The sequence below is a fragment of the Wolbachia endosymbiont of Nasonia giraulti genome (assembly GCF_048054155.1).
GTDB lineage: Bacteria > Pseudomonadota > Alphaproteobacteria > Rickettsiales > Anaplasmataceae > Wolbachia > Wolbachia pipientis_C.
Window position 1 is genome coordinate 18,585 of record NZ_JAFEVH010000003.1, and the last position, 25,106, is coordinate 43,690.

Consider the following 25,106-nt stretch of genomic DNA (forward strand, 5'->3'; position numbering starts at 1 on the left):
TATATTGGTATAATATTGTTTGACAAGAAGTTTGCAAACAATTAGTGCAGAAAATTACTTAGTATCTTTCTTATAGCAGATACAGTAGTATTAATATCTTCATAGCTTATATCTCTATGTGTTATAGCTCTGATTTTACCTTTGATGTTAGCCATTCTAATTCCATAATTTGTCATTAGTACGTTTATTAATTCTTGAGTAGATATACAATTAGTACGTAATGAAAAATACGCTATATTAGTTTTATACAGGTCGATATCAATTATAACTTGATCTATGGAGTCTAGGCCTTCTATAAGGTGCTGCATTTTTTTATGATCTTCTTCTAAAGAATTTACATTATTACGTAGAGCATATAAACATGCAGCTGAAATAATGCCAGCTTGGTGCATACCTCCGCCAATTTGAAACTTATAGTACCAAGCTTTTTCAATAAAATCTTCACTTCCAAGCAATATTGCACCCATTGGAGCACCTAATCCTTTACTAAAATCAATGAATACCGAATCAAAATAACTTGCATACTCCTTTGGAGATATTTTAGTATGAGCACAAGCGTTGAACAGTCTTGCTCCATCTAAATGAGTGAATACGTCATTCTCTTTGCAGAGACTTGAGATCTCTTGAATATATTCTAAAGGCCACACAGCTCCACCACCAAAATTTGTCGTTTGTTCGATAGAAACAAGCCCAACTCTCGGAATATTTCTTAAACTAGGACGAGTAATAAACTCAACAATTTGTTCTCCAGTAAATATTCCTCTTGTACCTTTGATGGGCAAAGGAGTAGCATGTGCCTGGGCTGCGATCAAGCCAGATTGTACTATGAGTGGATGTGAAGTTTCATCAAGCAGCAAGTAATCACCAGGTCTTTGAATGTGTACTTTATAAGCAATTACATTGGACATCGTTCCTGAAATCAAAAAGATTCCTGCAGGTTTACCTAATATTTTACATGCGGTTGCCACTAATTCGTTCACAGTTGGATCTTCACATGCAGCTTCATTTCCAACTTTTGCTTTAGCCATCGCTTCCCTCATTTTAGCTGAAGGGTCAGTGTTTGAATCGCTAAAGAAATCTATTTTTACTCTCATATTAAATTTAACACAACCTCCTTTATAATTTCAGCAGCTTTCATGATGTCTGTTTCCTTTGTGCCAAGATGGGTAACTGCTCTTATATGAGACTCGAGCCAAGGAAAAAGCAATAAACCATAAGCTTGGCACTTACTCAAGAAAACCTCATTAGTTACATTTAGTGCTTTTATACTAAAGCTTACTATATTAGTTTCTGGATAAGGTAGTACCAGTTTTATGTGTGGAATTTCCTTAATCTTGTCTGCAAACAGTTTGGCGAGTTTATTGTCTTCTTTAAGCCTAGAAATATTGTTCTGTAGTACATACTTTGCTGCATTAGCACAATACCCTATCTGATGATAACCACTACCTAGCCAAACCTGTAGCTTTTTAGCCCTTTCAATTATCTCTCTTTTACCCATAAGCATTGAACCAAAAGGAGCTCCAAGTCCTTTGGTAAAAGAAAAGCTCATTGTATCCACATATTTAGCATAATCTGCTAAAGCAATATTTGTTTCGACATGAGCATTAAATATTCTTGCACCGTCTAAATGAAGATTTACATTGTGAGCTTTTAAAAAGTGATATAACTCGACTTGTTTTTCAAAAGGATAAATTTTACCATTAAACCCGTTTATACTATTTTCTATAGAAACAAGACTCACCTGAGCAAAAATTTTGTACCTTGGCTTAGAATTAATAGCATATTCTACTTCAGCAACATCTAAGATTCCGCTATTATTTCTAATACAATTAAATACGATATTATTTACTTTTGCATTGCCTGCGCTATCGAAAAAATTAACGTGATAATTATAATGAGTTATTAGTTCATCACCAGGACTTGTTTGACTGGCAATGGCTAATCTATTTGCAAGCATACCGCTGGTTGCAAATAATGCTTCTTCTACTTTGAATAATTGTTTGCAATATTCTGATAAGTCATTACAGCTTTTGTCTTCACCATAAGCAAAATCTCCAACAGTTGCATTACTTATTGCATGTATAACGTTGGAGCTCTGCAGAGTTGTAGTGTCACTTCTCAGATCAATAATTTTTTCCATCTTATTTTTTGCCATTCAAACAACCAATTTGAGCATTCCAAAGTTCCTTGTAAAGACCTTGCTTAGAAACTAATTCAGCGTGTTTACCATCTTGGACAATTTTTCCTTTGTTAAATACTAGAATTCGGTCCATATGTAAAAGTGTAGAAATACGGTGTGCTATAGTAATGGTGGTTTTATTTTCCATCAACTTAAATAAACTCATTTGAATTGTTTTCTCTGTTATAGAATCTAACTGACTAGTTGGCTCATCGAAAAATAATATCGGAGCGTTTTTTAGAAATGCTCTCGCTATGATTATTCTTTGTCTTTCCCCTCCAGATAGCTTTATGCCTTTTTCTCCGACTACAGTTTCATATTGATCGGGTAGAGTCATAATGAAATCGTGAATACCAGCCAGCTTTGCAGCTCTTATTATTTCTTCGATAGTAGATTGAAGTTTACCATATATAATATTTGCTAAAATAGTATCATGAAACAACAATGGTTCTTGAGGTATTACAGATATTTGTTGCCTCAAAGAACTCTGTGTAACTTCCGATACTACTTGATTATCAATCTGTATATTACCTTTTTTAACATCAAATAGCCTTATGATTAAGTTTATAAAAGTAGATTTACCACCTCCAGAATAACCAACTAGACCTACCTTTTCGCAAGGATTAATGGTAACTGAAAAATCTTGAAATAATGACTTCTGACCCTCATAAGAAAAAGAAACATTATTAAACGTTATTCTTCCACTTAATAAATTTAATTTTTTAGCATTTTCCTTATCTTGAATTTCTGGTACGGTAGTCAAGATTGGCAATGCATCTGAAACTTTGCCGAAATGAGTAGAAAATTGGGTAAGATTCCTAGTTAGATGGTTAAGAAACTCTATAATCGATATATTAATTCCAAGTACAAGAGCAATATCTCCTATTGCAATCTTGTTCAATTGATAATCATGAATTAAAAAATACAAGTTTACTGCTTGGAGTATATCAAATGAATAGCCATATATAAACCAAAGCCAAAAGTATGCCCATTGTAATTTTCTTTCTGCAATAGTTTTTTTCTTGCATACTTGAAAAAATTTATGCCTCTCATGCGCTTGCCGAGAAAATAACCTTACTGATATAACATTTAAAATACTGTCGGCTATACCCGCTATTACTTGTGAACTTTGTTTAGAATGATCATCGGCTAATCCGGTAAGCACCCGAAAACTGAAAACCGAAATCAAAATAAAAATGTTCACCCAAATGAATGTAGCTATTGCAAACTTTATATTTACTAGTGATAAAGTATAAATAGCCAAGATTAATGCTATACTATAACTAAAGAAACAGTCTATAAGCAGTCTTATTAGCTCTATCACACTATCCATTAAGTTACTGACCTTATATACTAAACTTCCGGATAGGTTGTTTTGATAATAGGAATGGTCTTGCTGAAGCAGCCTGTAAAAAGACATATCAGCTATTTTTTGACGCATTGAGGTAAACATTCGAATGTCAACAAAATAGCCATAGAATCTAAAAGCAGTAGTAATAAGTAATGCCATACAAACATAAGCGCTTACAGGTAATAAAAGATTTTCAATTACATTACCTTCTTGATATTTTACAGCTGTATCTAAGATATTTTTTACTAAATACTTTCTAAAAGATAAATCAACAGCCACTACTAGGGCAACCAGGAACATTACAAGCACATTAAGCTTAAACTTGGATAAGATATTCAAAATGAACACCAATATATACTTGAAACTACCAACTCTACTTTTGTTCATTTATAATGCTAGCTCCACCACATTGACTTTTTTATTGAGAAATACAAGCAGTGAAAACCATAAATTTTTGTATATTTTTCCTGAAATGTCTCCAGCATCATGTAGTGCTGACGCTTGATTCAGAATAAGTAGCTTATATAAATCTCGCTTAGCTTCAGCAGTGTTGACCTCAGAAATATTTGTAGTTGTGTCTGTAATAAAGGCTAACCAGCTCTTAATAAGTTCTTCCATATTTTTTGTTTTTATACTTTCCTGGCGACGAAATAATGATAAGTATTCTCTCAGTATAAATTCTGTTAATGCACCACAGTTTAATATACCAAAAACTGAAGGCTGAGGTTTTGGCACACAAGGAAGACTTTTATCTTTTACAACCCATCTCGTAACATAAGCAAACCTATCTTTAGCATCTATATTCTTATCACTACCATGCCATAACCGTGAATCAAAAACTATCGCATCTCCTGCTGAAATAGGTAGTGACTTAATTTTATAATTTTCCCGGTTATCCGAGTATTGATCCAAAAAGTATGGATGCCAAAAATCAACTAGAGGCTGTATTTTCCAGTTGTGACTATCTTCTATAACTTGTAGTGCACCTGAAGTTTTATTGACATTATTCAAAGCTAGCCAAACAGAAAAATGATAAGGGTCATTAAAGCTATAAGAGATGTCCTGATGGAAGGGAACTGCATCTATTAAATCAGCAGTTTTACATATAACATTTGATTTTTTCTGCAGTATCTGGCATTGAAGTGACTTTTCAAGATAATTTTTAATAATTTTATCTAATACTTGAGATACAATTCTAGTTACCTGAGATGATGTACCCCATCTTCCAGTGCAGTTTAAATAGTCAGAAGTTGAAACACCTAATTCTTGAGATAACTTTGATATCTTGCTTATTATATCATTTAAAGACTGAGTTATTAACTCTAAAGGAACTAGATTTTTGATAATAAAAAAACCATTTTTTTGCAATGCTTTCATATATTAACACCTAATGTCAATAACTGATAAATAATCTGTTAAAGGTACAATACTAAAAATTTTAAGCCCTTTTACTTGTTTTAGTATTCTTTTCCAATCGCTCAATGTCCTTAGTTTACCCCCTGTTTCAACCATTACATTAATATCTACAGAACCTCCCACTGGGGAGTAGTAATCTAGGATAGTTTCTATCACTAAAACGCGTGGTATTCCTTTATTTTTTACCAATTTTAAATAAGACAATACCTTATTATCATCATAATGCTGCAGAAAGCGGCAAAAGACACCTAATTCATAATTTGTAGCTGATAATTCTTCTTGAGTTATGAGTTTAATTTTTAAATCTTCTACTGCCTGCCTAGGCACTTTATGTTCGTTGTAATAATATAAGCCTATAGAACCTTTATTGTGTATATCAGAATAAGCAAGAAATAAAGAGTGTACGCCAAATAGCAATATATTTTTAGCACCATCTATATTAACCCTAGAATTAAACTCTTTAGTGTCAAACCTGGAATATCCTAGCAATGCTTGGTAAAACGCTATTTTCCTGTCTTCTGATGTTTCTTTCTCCTTAAAAGATTCAAATGAAGATATTGACTCCTGCCTTAATATATCGGCAATTTTTAACCAATTCTTTTCAGCGGCAACCCTTGCCCACATTGCTGCTGCTTTAGGCAAAAATGGTATTTCCTTAAAACACTTACCTTTTGATGATAGTTGCCATAAGTCCTTGTTCTTATCGTAATCAATAAACCCTATTTCCCACAACGCCCTTAACAGCCTTTCTAGATTTGGAACGATAATATTTAACTTTTGAGATAAAACTGGCATAGTTGCAGGTAAGATATTTAACAAATCAAGTTCAATAGCAACATTTGCGAGGTAAGTTTTCCAAAAGGCTGAAAGTTCTGCAGAAATCTTATGCACTTGAGATTCTTTATCTAAATCAAAAATACTAAACTTTACGTTTCCGGTAATATCGATCTGTCCTAATACACCTTCAAAAGTTTCAACTTTTGCCATGCCATTATAGAATGCTTCTACCATTTTAAATCTTTGCCGGTAAACAGGATTGCCATTAATATCTATATGAAACCAGCCATGCTTATCTTCTGCAATAGCAAATCCTTTATGAAAAACATTAAGCTTTTTATACCATTTATTATGTACTAACTTTCCATGATTATTAATATGTGTAGCTTTACCATCTTTATGGACTACAGCGATACCATCCTTAAAATCCCCAACATAATTGTATTCTTGCTCATAAACTCTATTGCCGTTCAAATCAATATGAAAAAACTTATCATGCTTTCTAATCACACAAATATCTTCTTGGTAATTTCCAATCCATTGATACGAATGTTTGTATACTCTACATCCAGATGGATCAATATGGTAATACCCTGTGTCATCTTCTACGGCTGCTCTATTGCAGTAAAATCCAAAAGTTTTTAAAAATCTGTCGCGATAAATTGCTTCTCCCATTGCATCGATGTGATAAGCGCCTGTCTCATCATAAACTGGTGCAAGGCCAGGCTCGTGAAATTTATCAACTCTAATAAATCTATTTTTGTACAAAGGATTTTCTGACAATTGGTGAAACCTTTCACAGGGGGAAACCCTAATAGATTTAAGGTACTCACTATCTTTCATTAATTGACTAATGGTTTTCTCATGTTGCATGTTTTGCATAATTCATAGTTTAAATAATTCTTTTGTAAGTTTAGGTACTCGCTACTTTGCCATATTTCCTCCAGTTTAACTTCATTAACATTGCCAAAATCTCCTAATGTTTTGCGTAGTTCATCTGGAGCACAGCAGGGACTAAACTTGCCTTCATTGTTTATCCATGCTTCTTTACCTAAAAATGGGCACTGACCACCTGGAGCCAAATCCTTGATACCCTCTTGAGAAAGGATCGTAAAATTTTCTAATTTTATCTTTTTACCATTTGGCAATAGCATATTATCCCTAAGTTCATATAACCTTCCCACCTCCGTATTCCATCTACTAATTGCTAATTCATCTCTCCTCATAGATAGATCCTTAATTTCCTTAAAATGTGCCCAAAGATGATGTCCTTTAACTCTATCTATGCCATTTTTTATAGCCATCTCAACTATGTCGTAAAGTTCATGTAAATTACTTTCTAAAAATGTTAATTGTAAAGTAACGGTACACCTTTCACCTGTATCGCTAAAGTATTTATCTCTAACTTCAAGGAAAGTTTTTAAATTTTCTGTCACTACTTCCCATTTTGAACCTTTCATGATTCTTTCATGAGTTTCTTTAGTTGCCCCATTCCAGGAAATCTTAACATCAGATAAAATTGGTACCAATAGTTCAGCCCATTTTCTAGCTCCTTTAATAGGAAAAGAACCATTGGTCGTGAGGTTAAGCTTCAGGCCGAACTCATGGCACAAATTGATTATTTCATCAAAGCTTTTATACATTAAAGGCTCACCCATAGTAGAAGGAATGATTTCCCTTAAAGGTGTTCCATCTGCTTCCTTAATTACCTTCCTGATAGTTTCTATTGACATTATCTTGGGTTTTATCCCTTTAGCTTTCTTCTCCTCTTTAACTTTACTATATGGTGAAAAGCATTCACACATTACACAAGCAAAGTTGCAGTAATCTGGATTAGTATCAAAAGTAATTCTCCAAGGACCAGGTTTTGTAGCCACTGATTTGCCTTTATTTTCAATAACATTACGGTAAATTTTGTTAAGTTTCTCAGTATGCTCACTTATAGAAGGTACATTACCATTTTTAGTATAAAGATAGCCTCTTTGGGTCAGTTCACTGTATAATTCCTGGTCTGTAGATAGGGCTTGCATTTTTTCTGACAAACTATTTGTATCTCTATGCTTAAATAATAGTCCGTTTATTCCATCTCTTACATATTCTGCCATGCCACCATAATCAGCCGTTATTACTGGTACACTCAGTTGCTGTGCTTCATGTATTACTAATGGTGAATTTTCACCCCAAATTGAAGGAACAACTATCGCATCAACTTTATTAAATACATCAGTAACTATATTTTTATTGTTATAACTTCCCATCCATTCTATCCTTTCTTTAACAGCATGTGGAAACTGATCGGCAATCGCTTTTAAAGTTTTAGTTTCTTCCCTTGCCGCTCCCCAAATTCTAAGTTTTGCTTTAGATGATAAGCGAGAAAAAGCCTTCAATAATAGGTCAACACCTTTCTCGGGAGTATGAGTACCTATATAACCGAAAATAAACCCTTTTTCTTGCACCCTATTTCTATTCTTAAGACGATTTAGATCAAAACCATAATCAAGATAAGAAATTTTGTTTATCGGAACATTAAAGTCTTGAGTAAATTTATCCATTAAGAATTTTGACGGAGCAATGAAGTAATCTATATAGTCCACTACTTTCTTTGTTTGCTTCATTCTAGTTGCAACCCATTGTTCCCAATAATTTAAGTCTGAATTCAAGAATTCTTCATCTCCTGTAAAATGCCCCTTGTAACATTGGGTTGCACATTTTTGATCCTTCTGTCCATCACAAAGCCGTAACAAATCTTCAGAATTACGTTGAATAAATCTTCCTCTTGGACACATTAACCAAAAATCATGTAGCGTAAAAATTGTAGGTATATTTTCTTTAAAAGCAACTTCTGGTAAAGTAATTGATAGATGATTAAGATGACCAAAATGTATAAGATCTGGTTGAAAGTTATCTATTATTCTTTTAAATTTTATATTTACTTCTTCATTGATAAATTTGTAACGATATTTAGTTGTAGGTATATTAATTAAATTCAGTAAGATCCGGGAATCACTACAGTCCAGAGCTATAGTATAATGGAAATCAGGTAAGAAGCTGTTTTCATGCCTAGTAAATATTTGTACCTCATTATTATTGGCTAGTTCATGGGCAAGAGTTTGGCTGTAAACCTCCGAACCAGCGCTATAATAAGGAGGGTAACCATGAATAACTTTTAATATTTTCATATATTACCATATCTATATTGTTAGGATATTCTTGTGTATTGTTTTGTAGACTTTTTATAAATTTACCTAATCCTACTTTTAATGAATGCTTTGGAGACCAACCAAGTAGCTCTTTAGCTCTAGTAAAATCACCATGGAACTTAGTTACGTCAAAATTTCTTGGAGGATAAAAATCAATTCTAGAATCACTTTCCGTGACTTTTAATATTGTTTTTGCTAAGTTTTCTAAAGTACATGGGCTATTAGTAGTAAGATGAATAGCAGGAAGAGAAGATTTCTCGTTTTGTAAATATTTAACAGTTAAGTATATACCCTCTATAACATCATCCAAATAGGTAAAATCAAAAACACATTCTTTACCTTCTATCCTAATTGGATCGCCTTTCAATGCATTGATACAGAGTGCAGGAATTACTCTACTACTATGATCTAGTAAACCACCATATACATTTGAGAAGCGTAATATTGCTACATTAAAGTTAGAACCTTTTAAATTTATTACTTGTTCTTCAATAAATGCTTTACCTTTGGCGTAATTATTTATTGGGTTGATACTAGCAGACTCTGCAACTGGTAGTTCCTTTTGTTCTCCATATACTTCTCTACTGCTTGCATATATAAACCATGGTTTATTCGGAAGCGACTTGCAGAATTCTAAGAATTGGATTGTACCATCGACATTAACTTTTTGGCACAATTCAGGATAAAGCTCACCATGTATAACTCTAGAAATTGCAGCCAGATGAATAACCCCCGTACACTTAGCGAGTAGCGGCATTATATCTTCTGAAAAAAAACTGAGTGGGTTGTCGCGAAACCTAATATCGCAGCTTATTACTTCATAACCCTGCTTTTCTAACTTTTCTACTAAAGCCGATCCTATCAAACCTGCAGCACCTGTTATTAATATTCCCATGTGTCCCTCTCACTACAACCAGGAAAATCTTTCACACCTATCATCTTACAAGTAAGACTTAAAAAGCATTATAAAACTAGTATAAAACAAATGTCAACTTAAATTAAGGATCAATGAATAAAAAAATATAGTTATGAAAGAAGGGTTGGTTGTCTTCTTCTATTTGCCTGAAAATAACGTTCTGCTTTGACCAAATCCTCTTTGTTATTTACCCCCATTGCTTCCTTTTCGTCAGCGACTACATAACCTGCACGTAAGTTATTGCTTGCTGCAATGGGTATTATATCATTAAGACAACATTCGTTGGTCGAATCATTAAATTTTACTTCTTTTATTAGGGTATAAAGATCTTTAGCGTATGAAACCATTATTCCAGAGTTTGCAAGAAGAATTTCATCTTCACTTTTCAAGACTTTTTGAACATTGTCATTATCATCAATTACTAATCTTCCATATTGCTTATCTTGACTATTAAATCCAAGAAGAACTAAATTTTTATTATTACACTTTAAACAATCAGTCATTCTCATAACTGTATCACTAGATATAAACGGGGTGTCTCCGTACTGTATTAAAACTATGTCTTGGTCAGATAACCGCTCCAGGCTTTCTAGGGCAATTTTAACTGCAGTGCCAGTACCTGTAATATTTTCTTGAATTATCAATTTTATATTATATTTATCAATTATATCTTTTAAGGTACTAAATCTTTCTAACTCCTTTAGAAAAGGCTTGTTAATGACAATTGATAGACTTTTTAAACTCAGCGGTTTTGCATTGTGAATTATATGCTCTAAAAGAGTAAAATTTCCTACTAGGTGTAGTGTTTTTGAGTACTGTGAATTCATTCTACTGCTTTTTCCTGCTGCTAATATTATCAACGTGTTATCCATACATAACTCAAGAACTTACTAGGAGGTAAGTTAAGTGATAATTAATGAGTTGTAAAGTCTACTATAGTTTCCTAAATGATCCAGAAAAAATAATTAACATGCTTGAAATATATAAATCCTCTATGACGCTAATATAGATTAGCCGATAAAGTAAGCTTCCCAGAACTACTCATTTATATTGACCCATCAGTACTTATACAAAAGCTAGTTGATCGAGAAAATAGGCAAATCCTTATCAACGGCCTACTACTTTTCCTAACTTATGCTTCCTTGTTATATTGTTGAGTATACTTTTTAAATAGTTTTTTTCTGTTTTCTATCAACCAATAGAAGTTTCTTTTAGCCCATAAGGATATTTATATAGGAACTGATATTTTCTATGCTGGCAAGAGTCTTGACGCCGTAAAAAAAACTACTCAATAATTGGGTAACTTCTGATGACATTTTCACTGTACATTTATCGCACAACATTAGTGCTACAATCACAGGTGTAAAGGTATTAAACAACCTTTAAAAAGTTTCACTTTTCCCTTAATCAATTTTTCCTTTGATATAAGTGTTTATTGCTTTTGCCCTCTCTGTTGTTATAATTAACATTTTGTAGTAGTTCAAGATGAGTTTTGCATATTCAGAGAAAATCGTCCATAGAATCAGCATCTAGCTTATCTAGGTTAAAATATATAGTTTTACAAGATGACTATTTATGGAAGAACATGGTGGGGTAAGAAGTGGCTCCAGTCTTTTGACGGAATAGATTATGATAACCGTCTTCCACGTGGCAGAACTTGTGCTAATACTGGTCGAGCTTTTGGTATTAAAATTAATGGTCACATAGTTACAGCTAAAGTTCATAGCTCAGGATCTTACCCATATCGTGGTTCAAAACCTCAACCATATAAAGTCAAAATTATACTCAATGAATTAAGCTCATCAGAACAACAGACCATTCGTCAAATTATTGAAACTTCACCAGCTATATTAGCTAAATTGATAAATAGACAATTATCAGCCAGCTTGTTTGATAAGCTTAATGATCTTGGGATTAAATTATTTCCTTCAAATTGGCAGGAGATGAATGCAAGTTGTAGTTGTCCTGATTGGGCTATGCCTTGTAAACACATTGCTGCTGTAATTTATCTTATTGCTGCAGAAATTGATAAAAACCCCTTCATGATTTTTAATATTCATAATTGTAATTTGTCAGCACTTATCGATGATTTTGGGAATGGAAAATTAGAAAATGCTCAAAACATTTTAAAGATAGATGATATATTTAAGGCATGTTCTAAAATTAGAATACATAACCAAGCAATTTTAAATGATATTGATTTATCAACTATTCCTAACCTTTTTGATTGTATCAGTAGTATTTTAACAGATAATCCACTTTTTTTTGAAAAAAACTTTCATAATATCTTACAGATAGCTTATAAGCATTGGCAAAAGTATCCTGCAGGAAGATTAGTGTACTATCCAGCTTCTAAGAAGGAACTATCAGAAGAGGAGCTATTTATTAAAAGATGGGGAAATATTGAGAATTGGCAAACATTTCAACTATTCATTGATGATCAGCATTACCTTACTCAAGTGAGCAATGGTACAACTAATTTATTTAGGCTCAGTGGAAATGTATTGAGGGATGTAGCACGATTTTTAAATGATATTCCTAGTTCGTTACTCCACAAACTTAACCCTGAACTTCGCTTCATGCATATGATTTCACAGTTTGCACATATGCTAATGGAAAAGTCAGCGCTAATACCACAAGTATTACAAAACAAAAGAGGAGAAGTAATAATTAGGTGGATTCCGGCGTTGTTTAATGAGTCAGTTAAGGAAATTCATAGCAAGATATCATCTATTTGTCCGCCTCTATTGATTAAATATCAAGAAATCGTTATGGAACCAGAGGAACAAGTAAATGTTGCTATCTCTCTCATCCTTTTAGGGTATATAGAAGATAACTTTCCTGCATCACTGGATAAGCATAGAGATAAATCCATCTTTGAATTATTCTTTACTGGAAGATCATACAAGTTTACTGAGTTTAGCAACAAGGAAATACCGCAAGCAATTAATCTCTGGCTTTCACGTCTTTATTTAGCAGATAAACCTTACAAACTCTATTTAATGATAAAAGATCACCATGAAAAATTTGAACTTGAGGTACAGTTATCACTGGATGATGAGAAGTCATTCATCAAGCTGGAAAAAGCACTCTCTAATCAAAACGTAAAGCTTAGTATTTTATCTGATCTTGCACTTTTGTCTGAATATATACCTGAACTAGAAAAGTCGATTGACGATAATAGCACATTATCATTTAATTTAGATAATTTTGCACCATTATTTTTGCATATCTTGCCTGTACTAAGAGCAATAGGCATCAAAGTTATTTTGCCGAAATCTTTACAAAAAATCTTAAAACCACAATTAAGTCTTAATTTGTCTACTAAAGATAAAATAAAAGAAGATCGCGAAAGCTTTTTAACGCTGGAAAATTTATTGAAATTTGATTGGAAAGTAGCAATAGGAGATAAAAAACTAAGCGTTACAGAATTTAAAAAATTGCTAAAAGATTCCCGAGGGCTTGTGCGAATAGTCGATCAGTACGTCCTTTTGGATGACAAAGAGGTAGAAGCTTTATTAAAAAAACTTGATAAATTGCCTGATTATTTAAGTCAAGCAGAGCTTATGCAAGCTGCTCTAACAGGAGAAGTAAATGAAACTAAAGTAGCATTTGACCAGCAGCTTACAAGCTTATTTAATAAACTTAATACTTACACACCTGTTACTACACCAAATAATCTAATAGCACAACTACGCCCATATCAAGAACGTGGATTTAGTTGGCTTGTACAGAACATAGAAAACGGGTTTGGTAGCATAATTGCTGATGATATGGGTCTTGGTAAAACATTACAGGTTATAGCAGCTATTCTGTGTTGCAAAAATACAGGGTTTTTGGATCGGGACAGAGTCTTGGTAGTAGCTCCCACAAGCATATTAAGTAATTGGCAACGAGAGATGGAACGTTTTGCACCAGAATTAAAGCTTTTCGTCTATCACGGACAAAATCGAGAATTGGCAAGTGATTATGATGTAGCTCTAACATCCTATGGTCTTGCACGTCGTGATAAAAAAGAACTTAATAAAATTCGCTGGTTTTTGCTCGTGATTGATGAAGCACAAAATATAAAAAATCCTAATACCGAACAAACCAAGGCAATTAAAACTATTGCAGCAAAACATAAGATAGCTATGAGTGGTACGCCTGTTGAGAATAGGTTGCTTGAGTATTGGAGCATTTTTGACTTTATCAACAAATCTTATCTTGGTACTCCTAAGCAGTTTAAAAGCAGCTTTGCAACACCGATTGAAAAAGCAAGAGATAAAACTTGTCTAGAAAGGTTTATGAAAATCACTAGCCCTTTTATGTTACGTAGGCTTAAGAGTGATAAAAGCATTATTCAGGATTTACCAGATAAAATTGAGAACAATCGTTATTGTTCCCTCACTTCAGAGCAAACAGCGCTTTATCAAAAGGTTGTTGATACAACTATGGAGAAGATAGAAAAAAGTGAAGGGATTGAACGTAAGGGACTAATCTTTAAACTTATCAATGCTTTAAAGCAAATTTGTAACCATCCATCACAGTTTGGCAAGAAAAAGCGTGCGAGTATTGAACAATCCGGTAAAATGCAGATGCTTGAGGAAATATTGATTAGTATTGGTGAAGTTGCAGAAAAATCATTGATATTTACTCAATACACTGAAATGGGTGAGATTATAGCTAGGCTACTTGAAGAAAGGTTTGAATCAGAAGTGCCATTTTTACATGGAGGACTTTCTAGAAAAGCACGTGATACAATGATTAATGACTTTCAAAACTTATTCCAGTCCAACATTCTTATAGTGTCTTTAAAAGCTGGTGGAACAGGGCTTAATTTAACAGCGGCAAACCATGTAATACATTACGATTTATGGTGGAATCCAGCAGTGGAAGCACAAGCAACAGATCGGGCCTATCGTATCGGGCAAGAACGTAATGTCATGGTGTACAGGCTACTTTCAACAGGTACATTTGAAGAGCGTATTGATGAGATGATTCAAAGCAAGAAGGAATTAGCAAACCTAACTATAAGTAGTGGCGAGAGTTGGATTACAGAATTTAACAACGATCAATTAAGAGATTTAGTTAATATAAAAAATGCACTATAATATAGCTGAGTTATTTAATGTAAAGAACCAGCTAACTACCGCTAATAGTTCAAAATAGAGACAAAGATTTATATTTCGTACTTTATGTCTCATTGGTAGGCAAAAAGCCTGTAATTACGTTTTAAAGTGATTCCACTTTAAACTGTACCCTTTAGCACCTGTAATGCCCTTTAAAATTTGAATAAAAAGCATCTTTAATAATTCTATTCATGAACCAAAAAGTAATTGCCGTTTTCAGAAACTTTTCATTTTTACAGATGGCTTGAAAAGATTATCATTAATAGGTAGGCCAAACTCCTCCAAAGAAAAAAGTTTTTAATTTTTTCAGAAAAAGTCATAAGAAACCCGGTATATATATAGTAGAGGGTTTTCTATCAAAGACACCATTATGAATTATATAGCAGAAAGAAAACATTAGTTTTTTTAATTTATTTTAAATATATCAACAGAATAAAAACTAAGTGGTTGACATGGTGAGTAAAATGTAGTAGAATTATAATAGAGTATTTTTCCTTAAAAGAAAGAAGATACTAAAACCTCACTTTTCACCTGAACTGACTTCCTTTACTTGTTAATATATTTTTCAAGCTTTGCCAAGAGAACCCCCACCGTAGTTTTTACTTACATAATGAAAGAGTAAGACCCCAATCAAAACAGCCTTACTCAAAAACCTTTCAAACGCTTAATCTTAAAAGGAGTTTCAACTTATGGTACAAGATTTTTTAACTGATGTCAAACAAAAAAATACTTTAAATGATGAATATTATGATTTTAATAATACTGTAGAACCATTAGAGCAATTTGATGTAGAAGAAATAAAAAGACAACTATTATTAAACATAAGATCATGCCTTTCTTATTTATTCCCAAGGGGAACTTTTCATGGAGATGAATTCCGAATAGGTGATGTGCATGGTAACAAAGGACAAAGCCTCAGAGTAGCATTAACTGGTGGAAAAGCCGGACTCTGGCAGGATTTTGCAACTGGGCAGAAAGGTGATGTTCTTGATATTTGGGCAGGTGCACAGGGAAAAGATACAAAGAGAGACTTTTGTGAAGTGATGGCCTCTATAAGTGAATGTCTTGGATATAACAAGAAATGCGCAAAGGCTGACGAAGACTTCGAGAAATTTATTACCCACAGTTGGAATTATTATGATGAAAATGGTCAGGTCATTGTAAAAATTTATCGTTCTGATCCTCCTAAAGGAAAAAAGCAATATAAGCCTTTTGATGTTAAACAATCTCGGTATGGTGCGCCAAAAGTAAGACCTCTCTATAACATACCAAGTATTTTAAAGTCTGATAAAGTTGTTCTGGTTGAAGGGGAAAAATGTGCAGAAGCGCTGATAGAACAAGGTATCACAGCAACAACAGCAATGTCTGGAGCAAACGCACCAATTGATAAAACAGACTGGTCACCACTTAAAGGTAAGCATATTATCATTTGGCCAGATAATGATGAAGCAGGTAATAAATACGCAAAAAATGCTGAAAAAAAGCTTTTAGAGATCGGAGTTGCATCACTTGCTGTGCTTGAAATTCCTCGAGGTAAGCCTGAGAAATGGGATGCTGCTGATTGTGTAGAGGAAGGTATAGATGTCAAAGAGTTTTTAGCTTCAACTCCGTTGCTTACTATTGATACTCCAGCTACTGATACTTCAAATATGAAAAGTTTAGAAAGATCCACAAAACAGCCACTTAACATTTTAGATTGGAGTGCAGAGCGCTTTGTAGGTCCGGTACCAGAGCAAAAGTTTCTTGTTGAAGGTCTATTTCCTTTAGGTGTTACTTCAATAATAGCAGCAATGGGAGATACAGGCAAAGGTATGCTTCTTCTTGACCTAGCGCTTAAGGTTGCAAGTGATAAGGATCAGATGTGTGGCTTTGGTTCACTTGTTACTGAACATGGATCAGTAGTGATTTTTTCAGCAGAAGATGATGCAAGTGAGATACACCGCCGCTTAGAACGACTCGACCCTAAGTGTGAAAGGTTGAAACATAAAGATAAATTATTTATTGTACCACTGCCAAACGTCAGAGGATCACTTACAATACTCAGAAATGTTCGTGGTAAAATCGTCGAAGTTTCTCCTGAATTCGAATCCGTAATGAAACAGCTCGAGGAAATTAAAGATCTGAAATTGATAGTATTTGATCCACTTGCTTCATTTATCCATGCAGATATAAATGCTGATCCTGCTGTAGGGGATTATCTAATGTGCTTATTATCTGATTTAGCATGTAGTACTGGAGCTTCGATAATTACTGCTCATCACATGAGAAAGCCAAAAGGAGAAAAACCAATATTAACTGCTGAACAAGCACGCGATGCAATTAGAGGTACCTCTGCTCTTGTTAATGGTGTTAGATGCTCATACGCTTTTTGGCCAATAGAAAATACAGCTAGGCTAGAAATCTTTAAGGCAGTAGGAGAAACACCAAGACAGAATGCTTTGTTTCATGGGGCAGTTGTGAAGGCCAATGGTTTAGCTGATCGCACTGTAAGAACTTACCTAAGAAATCAGGAAACAGGGCTACTAGAAGATATAACAATACAACTAACAGTTAAAAATGCTAGTGAAAAAGACCTTAAAATATGTCTTACTGATGCAATTACACGATCTGCTGTTGCAGGACACCCATTTACTCACACAGGAAGCACAGGAGTATATAAACAACGGCATAGGCTACCTGAGATTTTCCACAGTATGGGAAGAGATCGACTAGAGCGTATAGTTCAGGAACTTTTACAAGCAAAGCAGTTAGTTAAAGGAATGTCTACAGGTGCAAAAGAGGATAAGTGGCTTGACATTCCAACTGGACCATTTGCTTGTGGTATAGGAAAGTTCACTCTTGGAGCTGAAGATTTTAGCTATAGGCAAAATTTAATGTTAGGATAAGTCTTTCTTTATGGGTGGCTCTTTAAATATTTTAGAGTTGCCCTATTTTCTCTATTCAATCTACCATCTACTCAATCTAACTTCGGAGCCACAACCCTATTATAAGTTATGATTTCAATTAAAAAGGGATAAGACATCAAATGGTTGAATTATATTCCTGATTCCTTGGTTACTAAATAAGTAATGAGAAACTAGGAAGCTAAAGATCGCTTGAATCCTAACCTTTTGCCCTCTATTCCTAAAAGTGTTCCTAGTTATTATGTGTCTGAAGTCAGCCAGTATAGCGGATTCTGCGTTCCTAAAACCCTTATATATTATATATATATAATAGTAATAAATAATAATAGATAATATAAAATAATAGTAAAATACAAATAAAGTACAATAACTTAAACAGCAAAAAGAAAGAAGTCCAGAAAGGCTGCCACAAAATATTATTAAGATATTTACATTTAATGAAAAATACAATTAGTGCGTTTTTAAAAGGCTCTTACTCTCATCTTTTTTTTATGCTGATAAAACTCAAATAAACGTTGGTCTGCTAATGCGGTTTTAAAACGATTCTACGACTTCAGGGTACAATTATACCACCAAGACCTAAGTTGCTCATGTAAGGTAGCTTAAAAATCGATTATAAGGCATTTCTAAATTATTTTTTATCTCAAATTTTTATTTATTACAAAAAACCCTAAAGCTAGTCTATCATGTTTTTTTGTTGGTTGCAAAGAAAATTTTTCAAAAAAGATTGAACAACTTGTGGTGAGTATAAGGGGTTAATGGAGACTATATGAGAATACAACAACTTTTATTGCAAACCTCTGAGCAATTGATTGCAAAACTCTCAGTGATGAAACAATCTTTATCAGCAAATTGTAGATGAAGCTAAAGGAAAAAAGTTTGAAGTTACTGCCATAGAAGAAGAGACAGAAGCTCGTAAAATTTGATTGCTGCTTAAAATGGAGACAAAGAGCAAAGTTTATTTACGTCTCCAACAGAAAAGCTTCTTTTGTAGTAGTCAAAAAAAGCAGAGATATAGGGCTTTCTGAAGGGAGGGGGTCTGGTAGAGACTCATGACCTTGAAACCAGCGATTTGGTCTCATAACCATAGTCTCCCCAAAAGAACCGTGCTTGCGGATTTCCCGCACACGGCTCCACAATACAGCGTTCACACTAGTGCTCCTGTGTATAAAGAAACATATACCTTTGGTTTTGGTAATGGATTTACTTTTAAATAGTGTATAAATTGTTCCCAATCCATACTTTTCTTTTGACTACGTCGGTTTATCCACTTAAATGCTAACTTTGTTACCGGTCGATAGAATTGAATCAAACACCGATAATTTCCGCTAACTCCGAAGTAGCTATAGTGTCCTGTTAGTTTGGCTTTAAGTTTCTGCCACCAATCTTTGAGACAGATACGACTTCGTACCATCTTCAACCATTCTTTGATTTCTTTAATCTTTCTGGCTAGGCTTATTTTTGAAGTTTTCTGCTTCATCATAAGTTTACCATTACGACTTTTTCCACAATAATGTGTAAATCCTAGAAAGTTGAAGCTAGCCGTCCTACGTTTCTCTCTTTCTGCTTGATACCATTCTTTCTTACCAAACTTTACTATTTTTGTTTTATTTTCAGCTATTTCCAACCCAAATTTACTTAGTCTTTGTTTCAGTAATTCTAGAAATTCTTTTGCGTCTTCTTCCCTCTCGCAGCCAACTACAAAATCGTCGCAAAACCTTATTAGCTGTAAATATCCTCTGGCTTTTGGCTTAAATTTCTTTTCAAACCATAAGTCCAGCACATAGTGTAAGTATATATTAGCTAATACAGGGCTTACTATACCACCTTGTGGTGTGCCTTGATCGGTTGCTTTATAACATCCAACTTCGACTATTCCTGCCTTTAGAAATCGTTTTATTAACCACAATAAATTTGGGTCAGCTATTCGTTCCCTTAGACAATTCATTAGCCATTTATGTTGAACATTATCAAAGAACTTCTTGATATCCACTTCTACAATATAGTTAATTGGTTTGTGCATAACTGCTTTATCTAGAGCGTTTATCGCCTGATGACAATTTCTTCCTGGTCGAAATCCATACGAGCTGTCCATAAAGTTTGCTTCATAAATATTTTCTAATATCTTCTTTAGCATTACCTGTACCAACTTATCTTCCGTTGATGGTATTCCGAGACCGCGCTTCTCTTTGCTCCCGGCTTTGGGTATGTATACCCTTTTCACTGGTAGCGGTTGATATTGTTTTCTCTTCATACTATCCACTAGTGTTTTAAGTTTCTCTTCTAGATTTTCTCCATAAGCTTCCACTGTCACACGATCTATACCACAAGCCTTGTTGCGTTTTAGTTCCTTATAACACTCTGCAAGATTCTCTTCATTAATCAAATGAACTAATGATGTAAATTTTACTCGCTTATCTTGCTTAGCCCTTACTGCTATCTGGTTTAGTTTTCCTTGCATACTCCTCTAATCTCTGTTGTATTGGTATAGCAATCCCTATACCAGTCACTATATTGCTAACCGCTTCCCCTTGTATGTGGCTTTCCCACACTCCGAGTACTATCAGTTAGTCCGACTTCCTTTGCATCTTCCTCCAGTCCTCGCCTTTATTGACTTGTTCCAGAGTACCCTTACAGGAATACAAAGGATCTCCCAAGTTCACGTAAGGTCCATCTCAACACATGACGCGGCCTTCGATCCCGATGAGGTGAGTAATATCTTGCCTTAGCGTTATTACCCATGTTGCCTTCCACCAAATGTAAAGTGTCAGCCCCCATGACGCGTGAATTACGGGACTCAATACCTTCACTTTCGTTGCACCCTATGTTGTCCATTCCATTAGCTTTACTACGCTCGTTACCTTACGCAGCATAATGGTTTGTTCCAGGTTGCCGGCTAAGCTTTACCCGTGTTGGATTTTCACCAACTGTTCCTTACGCACTTCTTGGCGCACACAATTTTTCACCCCCCTTAAAATTAAAACAAAAGGTGGTAAACAAGATGTCAAACACAGATAACTCAACTACAAGCTGGTTTTTGTTGTAGTTAGATAGTTATTTTCTCACTTTCTTTACTTGCTTTAATTAATTCATCAAAATCAGATTCATGTAATTTGTCCTGTATAACTCTGTACTTTTCGTATTCTCCTTCAGCCAGGGCTTTTGCAACTTCAGCACTAACTTTACCGGCATCTTTAAGTACTTCATAATCATTGAATAATAGAAATGCATCCAATTTTTCAGCCCAGTCTTGCATTTTCATCAGCCGATTCTTTTTTGCTTGAAGTTCTGCATAATCTAGATACATCGAAACAATGTGGTTTAGTTCACTTAGTTCTTCTTCAGTTAAGTAATTTTTCGCAATACTTACATCACTCTTGTGAATTTTTTTACCTGGACCATCTTTCCATGTAGTTAGCCCCATATGTGGTTTTTTGTGATCAACCCGAGAACATATCAACTCTGCTGCAGTTAAACCATAAATTGCCCAATATAATTTGTTTTGTACTTTTGCGTAAAATTGTTTTGTTATTTCTGAATTTGGATCGTAATCTGCAGAACATTCGGCATAAATGTCGGTAATCTTCTGGTAAAATCTACGTTCGGATGCTCGTATTTCCCTGATTTTTTCAAGTAATTCATTGAAGTAGTCTTTGCCAAACTTTTTCCCGTTTTTTAGTCGTTCACTATCTAAAGCAAATCCTTTGATAATAAAATCCTTCAAAACTTTTGTAGCCCATACTCTGAATAATGTTGCTTTTTTAGAATTAACTCGATAACCAACAGCTATAATTGTATCTAAATTGTAAAGTTGTGTTGGGTAATTTTTACCGTCTGCAGCGGTTACCTCAAAAGTGGAAACAACTTCTTTTTCCTGTAATTCACCAGATTCAAATATGTTCTTGATATGCTTACTAATAGCTGGCAGTTGTACATCAAATAATTCAGCCATCCTTTTTTGCGTAAGCCAAAGATTTTCATCTCTGCATAAAACTTCAATTTCTATATTTCCACCTGGAGTAGTATAAAATACAATCTTATTCTCATCCATTATCTATCTCCTATAACTTACAAACAAACCATTGATCATCAATAGGAATTTAACCAATTAATTGTCTCTACTGCAACTAAATTCTTTAAAACGTCTTTAGAGGGCTATTATAACTTATTAATGAGCTGGATAGAGGGGAATATCTGTTTTATCAAAAATTCATGTGACCTCTTCTCAGCTCCAGTAAACAGTTATTTCCAAAATGGAAACAACTCAAATAGTAAGGTGTCTAGGAGGTCGGACTTCCGTTTAGCGGGTTCTTAAAGTTTAGGCTCTCTTTAATTTCTGAGCTGCATTCAAATTATTTTAACTTTTTTTCAGAAAATCCCGGAAAAAGTGGTGAGAAATCCGGAGTATAGGGGCATTGAGTGTAGATGTGCTTCAAACACAAAAGTCGGCAAATAAACAGAGTAGAAAAGATTGAAGGAAGCAAAAGAAATTTAGGCTTTTGGTAAGTTACGTAATTGAGAATTTGTATTTTTTTAGATGAGGTAAAAACTTTGTTTTAAGGCTAGATGCAACTTTAGGGTACAAATACTACTATTACCAAAGAACGCATATAATACCCCTTAGAACTCGAATAAATGGCATTCTTATTTTTTTGCAATCAATCTGATCAAATTTAAGAATAGTAATTTGTTATTTATATTAATAAATTTAATTCTATTGAAAATAGCTAAAGCATTGAAATTCTTGAATTTTAGCCAGATTAGTGAGTGGTAGTGAAATTTCTTTTACTCAAATTTAGGTATTCACTGACCGTTCTTGTTATAAATACCAGAATAATAAGCTACTGATATTCCCTATCTTTTTTATCTTTAATCCATCATAGCTAGCGATGCAACAAAGCCAGGTGGAATGCACTTCTTAAATTTTCGTAGGTGGCTCAATGAGATGAGGGAAAGATTTTCAGATATTGAAGCAGTGTATTTTGAAGAAGTAAGAAGACACCTTGGAACTGATGCTGCTCATTGCTACGGAGGCTTTCTAGCTCATTTAACAGCTTGGTGCGAGGAAAACAATATACCTTATCAAGGTGTACCTGTCAAGACGATAAAACGCTTTATCACCGGTAAGGGTAATGCAAGTAAAAGTGAAGTTATTGAAGCTGTGAAGGGAAAAGGGTTTATTCCTCAAGATGACAATGAGGGGGATGCTTTGGCGTTGATGTTCTATGTTAATAATTTTAGTAAAGATTTTAACATGCTAGATAGCACATAGGAAGTGGGTCCTTCCCGCCAGCAAGGCTGATTTGGGAGCGAAACCCCGGACCTTCTCCAGCGTCAGACGTTTTTTAATTATTAACTTTTTGTTAAGAATTTAAACATAGCAATTTAATACACTAATATGAACTTAGCAACACACTACTATCCTATTGAAAATCTTGTCGAATATGATCGCAACCCTCGCAAGAATGACGATGTAGTAAACAGAATGTGCGCCTCTATTCGGGAATTTGGGTTTCGTATTCCAATAGTTGCAAAAAGCGATGGCACTGTGGTTGATGGTCATTTACGCCTCAAAGCAGCAAGAAAACTGGGTATGGAAAGTATTCCAGTAGTCCTCAGTGATAACTTAAGTGAAGCCCAAACCAAAGCTTTTCGGTTACTAGCAAATCAATCAGCTAACTGGGCAAAGTGGGACGATGATCTTTTGAAGTTGGAAATTCAAGAGTTAGAAGATTTGCAGTTTGACCTAAAAATGACTGGATTTGAGCTGGAAAAGGTTCAACGTTTTCTTGATGATTTAGATGGAGAAAACAGTGAAAAAGAAGATTTTTCCGACTTAGCCGGTGATAGCAAAAAGGTAAAAATAACAAAACCAGGGGATCTATGGATTTTAGGTGGTCATCGAATCTACTGTGGTGATAGTTGTCTGGTTGAATCATTTAAAGCGGTATTAGACGATAAAATGGCAGATATTACCGTGTGTGACCCTCCGTATAACGTAGCATATGGTGACAGTCAGGAAAGAGAAGACAAAAAAATACTAAACGATGATCAAGGTGAAAAATACGAACTTTTTCTGTATGACATTTGTTCTCACGTTTTAGCGTACACCAAAGGTGCAATTTACATCTGTGCATCATCATCCGAGCTGGCAACGCTGCAAAAGGTATTTGAAGAAGCAGGTGGTCGTTGGTCGACATTTATAATTTGGGCAAAGAATCATTTTACGCTAGGAAGATCTGATTATCAAAGACAATACGAAACAATACTCTACGGTTGGAAAAATGGCAATAAGCGTGAGTGGCATGGAGGACGTAATCAAAGTGATCTCTGGTTTTACGATAAGCCAACGTACAACTCACTGCACCCAACGATGAAACCAGTGGAGTTAATGGAGAGAGCGATAGTAAACAGCAGTAGACCAGGGGACATAGTTCTTGATCCATTTAGCGGGTCTGGGAGTACGTTGATTGCATGTGAGAGGACAGGAAGAATCTGTAGAACGATAGAGCTAGATCCTACGTTTGTAGATGTGACCATAAAACGTTGGCAAGTATACACGGGAAGAGAAGCGATACTTTCCAATACTGGCAAAACCTTTGCCCAAATTCAAGAAGAAAAACGGTAAAAGAAGGGAGAAAAAAGTGGAAGGAGGAAAAATCACGCAGACGGAATGGGCAAGAGAACTAGGAGTTTCAAAGCAATACGTCTGTTACTTAGTAAAGAAAGGAATAGTTGAGCTGGAGGATGGTTTGATTGACCGAGAACAAGCAAATGAAGCGGTGGCAGCAATACGAGATCCAAGTCAACCACTGAGGAGAAAAAATCCAGAAGGTGAAGAAGTGGGAAATAATAAACTTTCCATGATGTTGCTAAAAACGCGGATAAAAAATGAGATGGAGCGGGGAAGACTGCTCGAGGCAAAAGCAAAAGCTGAGATTGGTGAACTTATCTCAGTAGAAGAAGTAAAGACTGAAGCATTTAATGTTGCAAGAGTTGTCCGTAATAATTTGCTTAACATTCCAGATAGGGTTTCAGCGTTACTAGCATCGATAAATGACACAGAGAAGATCCATGAGACACTGACTGAGGAAATCAGAACAGCTTTAGAAGAGCTGACACAAAGTGTATTTTAATGACTACATATAAATTACTGAAAAAGCGTCTTATCGCCTTGGTGAGCCTAATTCACATATTAGTTGCAATAATGATTTTAAGTAAAGCGTCAGCAGATACTTATTGTAGAGGGAAAA

At 34.5% G+C, this 25,106-nt stretch carries 14 protein-coding genes and 1 pseudogene; 5 read left to right on the forward strand and 10 right to left on the reverse strand.

Features of this window, described 5'->3' with window-relative positions; translation table 11 throughout:
• Positions 1 to 41: 41 nt before the first annotated feature.
• The 8 genes from JR312_RS00795 to JR312_RS00830 all read right to left on the reverse strand — a co-directional run bounded on the left by JR312_RS00795 (position 42) and on the right by JR312_RS00830 (position 10,711).
• Positions 42 to 1,094, reverse strand: coding sequence for a threonine aldolase family protein (locus JR312_RS00795; protein WP_006280070.1), 1,053 nt, complete (start codon positions 1,092 to 1,094; stop codon positions 42 to 44).
• On the reverse strand, positions 1,091 to 2,140 hold the full coding sequence (locus tag JR312_RS00800) for a threonine aldolase family protein (protein WP_006280069.1): 1,050 nt from the start codon (positions 2,138 to 2,140) through the stop codon (positions 1,091 to 1,093). Before JR312_RS00800 ends, JR312_RS00795 begins: the two co-directional genes overlap by 4 nt.
• Position 2,141: 1 nt before the next feature.
• Positions 2,142 to 3,917 carry an ABC transporter ATP-binding protein gene (locus JR312_RS00805; RefSeq protein ID WP_006280068.1) on the reverse strand — a complete coding sequence of 592 codons (1,776 nt, stop codon included), beginning with the start codon at positions 3,915 to 3,917 and terminating at the stop codon, positions 2,142 to 2,144.
• The gene (locus JR312_RS00810; RefSeq protein ID WP_006280067.1) at positions 3,918 to 4,907 is read right to left on the reverse strand and encodes a phytanoyl-CoA dioxygenase family protein; all 990 of its coding nucleotides are present in this window, start codon (positions 4,905 to 4,907) and stop codon (positions 3,918 to 3,920) included. It lies immediately after the preceding gene.
• 3 nt (positions 4,908 to 4,910) lie between these two features.
• On the reverse strand, positions 4,911 to 6,605 hold the full coding sequence (locus JR312_RS00815) for a WG repeat-containing protein (RefSeq protein WP_006280066.1): 1,695 nt from the start codon (positions 6,603 to 6,605) through the stop codon (positions 4,911 to 4,913).
• Positions 6,566 to 8,902: a glycosyltransferase gene (locus JR312_RS00820; RefSeq protein ID WP_416647482.1), complete on the reverse strand. Its 2,337-nt coding sequence runs from the start codon at positions 8,900 to 8,902 to the stop codon at positions 6,566 to 6,568. Before JR312_RS00820 ends, JR312_RS00815 begins: the two co-directional genes overlap by 40 nt.
• On the reverse strand, positions 8,859 to 9,818 hold the full coding sequence (locus JR312_RS00825; RefSeq protein ID WP_006280064.1) for an NAD-dependent epimerase/dehydratase family protein: 960 nt from the start codon (positions 9,816 to 9,818) through the stop codon (positions 8,859 to 8,861). Before JR312_RS00825 ends, JR312_RS00820 begins: the two co-directional genes overlap by 44 nt.
• 131 nt (positions 9,819 to 9,949) lie before the next feature.
• Complete coding sequence (locus JR312_RS00830; protein WP_010082157.1) at positions 9,950 to 10,711, reverse strand: sugar phosphate nucleotidyltransferase; 762 nt, start codon at positions 10,709 to 10,711, stop codon at positions 9,950 to 9,952.
• A gap of 693 nt (positions 10,712 to 11,404) precedes the next feature.
• On the opposite strand from JR312_RS00830, the gene JR312_RS00835 reads away from it, so the two are divergent.
• Both JR312_RS00835 and JR312_RS00840 read left to right on the forward strand, forming a co-directional pair.
• On the forward strand, positions 11,405 to 14,932 hold the full coding sequence (locus JR312_RS00835; RefSeq protein WP_044471241.1) for a DEAD/DEAH box helicase: 3,528 nt from the start codon (positions 11,405 to 11,407) through the stop codon (positions 14,930 to 14,932).
• 707 nt (positions 14,933 to 15,639) lie between these two features.
• Entirely contained in the window at positions 15,640 to 17,835 is a 2,196-nt protein-coding gene (locus JR312_RS00840) for an AAA family ATPase (RefSeq protein WP_006280189.1), read from the forward strand.
• 1,165 nt (positions 17,836 to 19,000) lie between these two features.
• Here the strand turns inward: JR312_RS00840 and ltrA are convergent.
• The gene (ltrA, locus tag JR312_RS00845) at positions 19,001 to 20,314 is read right to left on the reverse strand and encodes a group II intron reverse transcriptase/maturase (RefSeq protein ID WP_006280268.1); all 1,314 of its coding nucleotides are present in this window, start codon (positions 20,312 to 20,314) and stop codon (positions 19,001 to 19,003) included.
• Between the two features lie 585 nt (positions 20,315 to 20,899).
• Positions 20,900 to 21,904 carry a virulence RhuM family protein gene (locus tag JR312_RS00850; RefSeq protein ID WP_010962468.1) on the reverse strand — a complete coding sequence of 335 codons (1,005 nt, stop codon included), beginning with the start codon at positions 21,902 to 21,904 and terminating at the stop codon, positions 20,900 to 20,902.
• Positions 21,905 to 22,756: 852 nt separating this feature from the next.
• Here JR312_RS00850 and JR312_RS00855 point away from each other — a divergent pair.
• The 3 genes and pseudogenes from JR312_RS00855 to JR312_RS00865 all read left to right on the forward strand — a co-directional run.
• Positions 22,757 to 23,125 (forward strand): annotated as a pseudogene (locus JR312_RS00855) (Holliday junction resolvase); the annotation flags it as partial.
• A gap of 126 nt (positions 23,126 to 23,251) precedes the next feature.
• Entirely contained in the window at positions 23,252 to 24,481 is a 1,230-nt protein-coding gene (locus JR312_RS00860) for a DNA modification methylase (RefSeq protein WP_095742730.1), read from the forward strand.
• 16 nt (positions 24,482 to 24,497) lie between these two features.
• Positions 24,498 to 24,989, forward strand: a complete 492-nt coding sequence (locus tag JR312_RS00865; RefSeq protein WP_010962472.1) for a MarR family transcriptional regulator — start codon at positions 24,498 to 24,500, stop codon at positions 24,987 to 24,989.
• Positions 24,990 to 25,106: the final 117 nt, after the last annotated feature.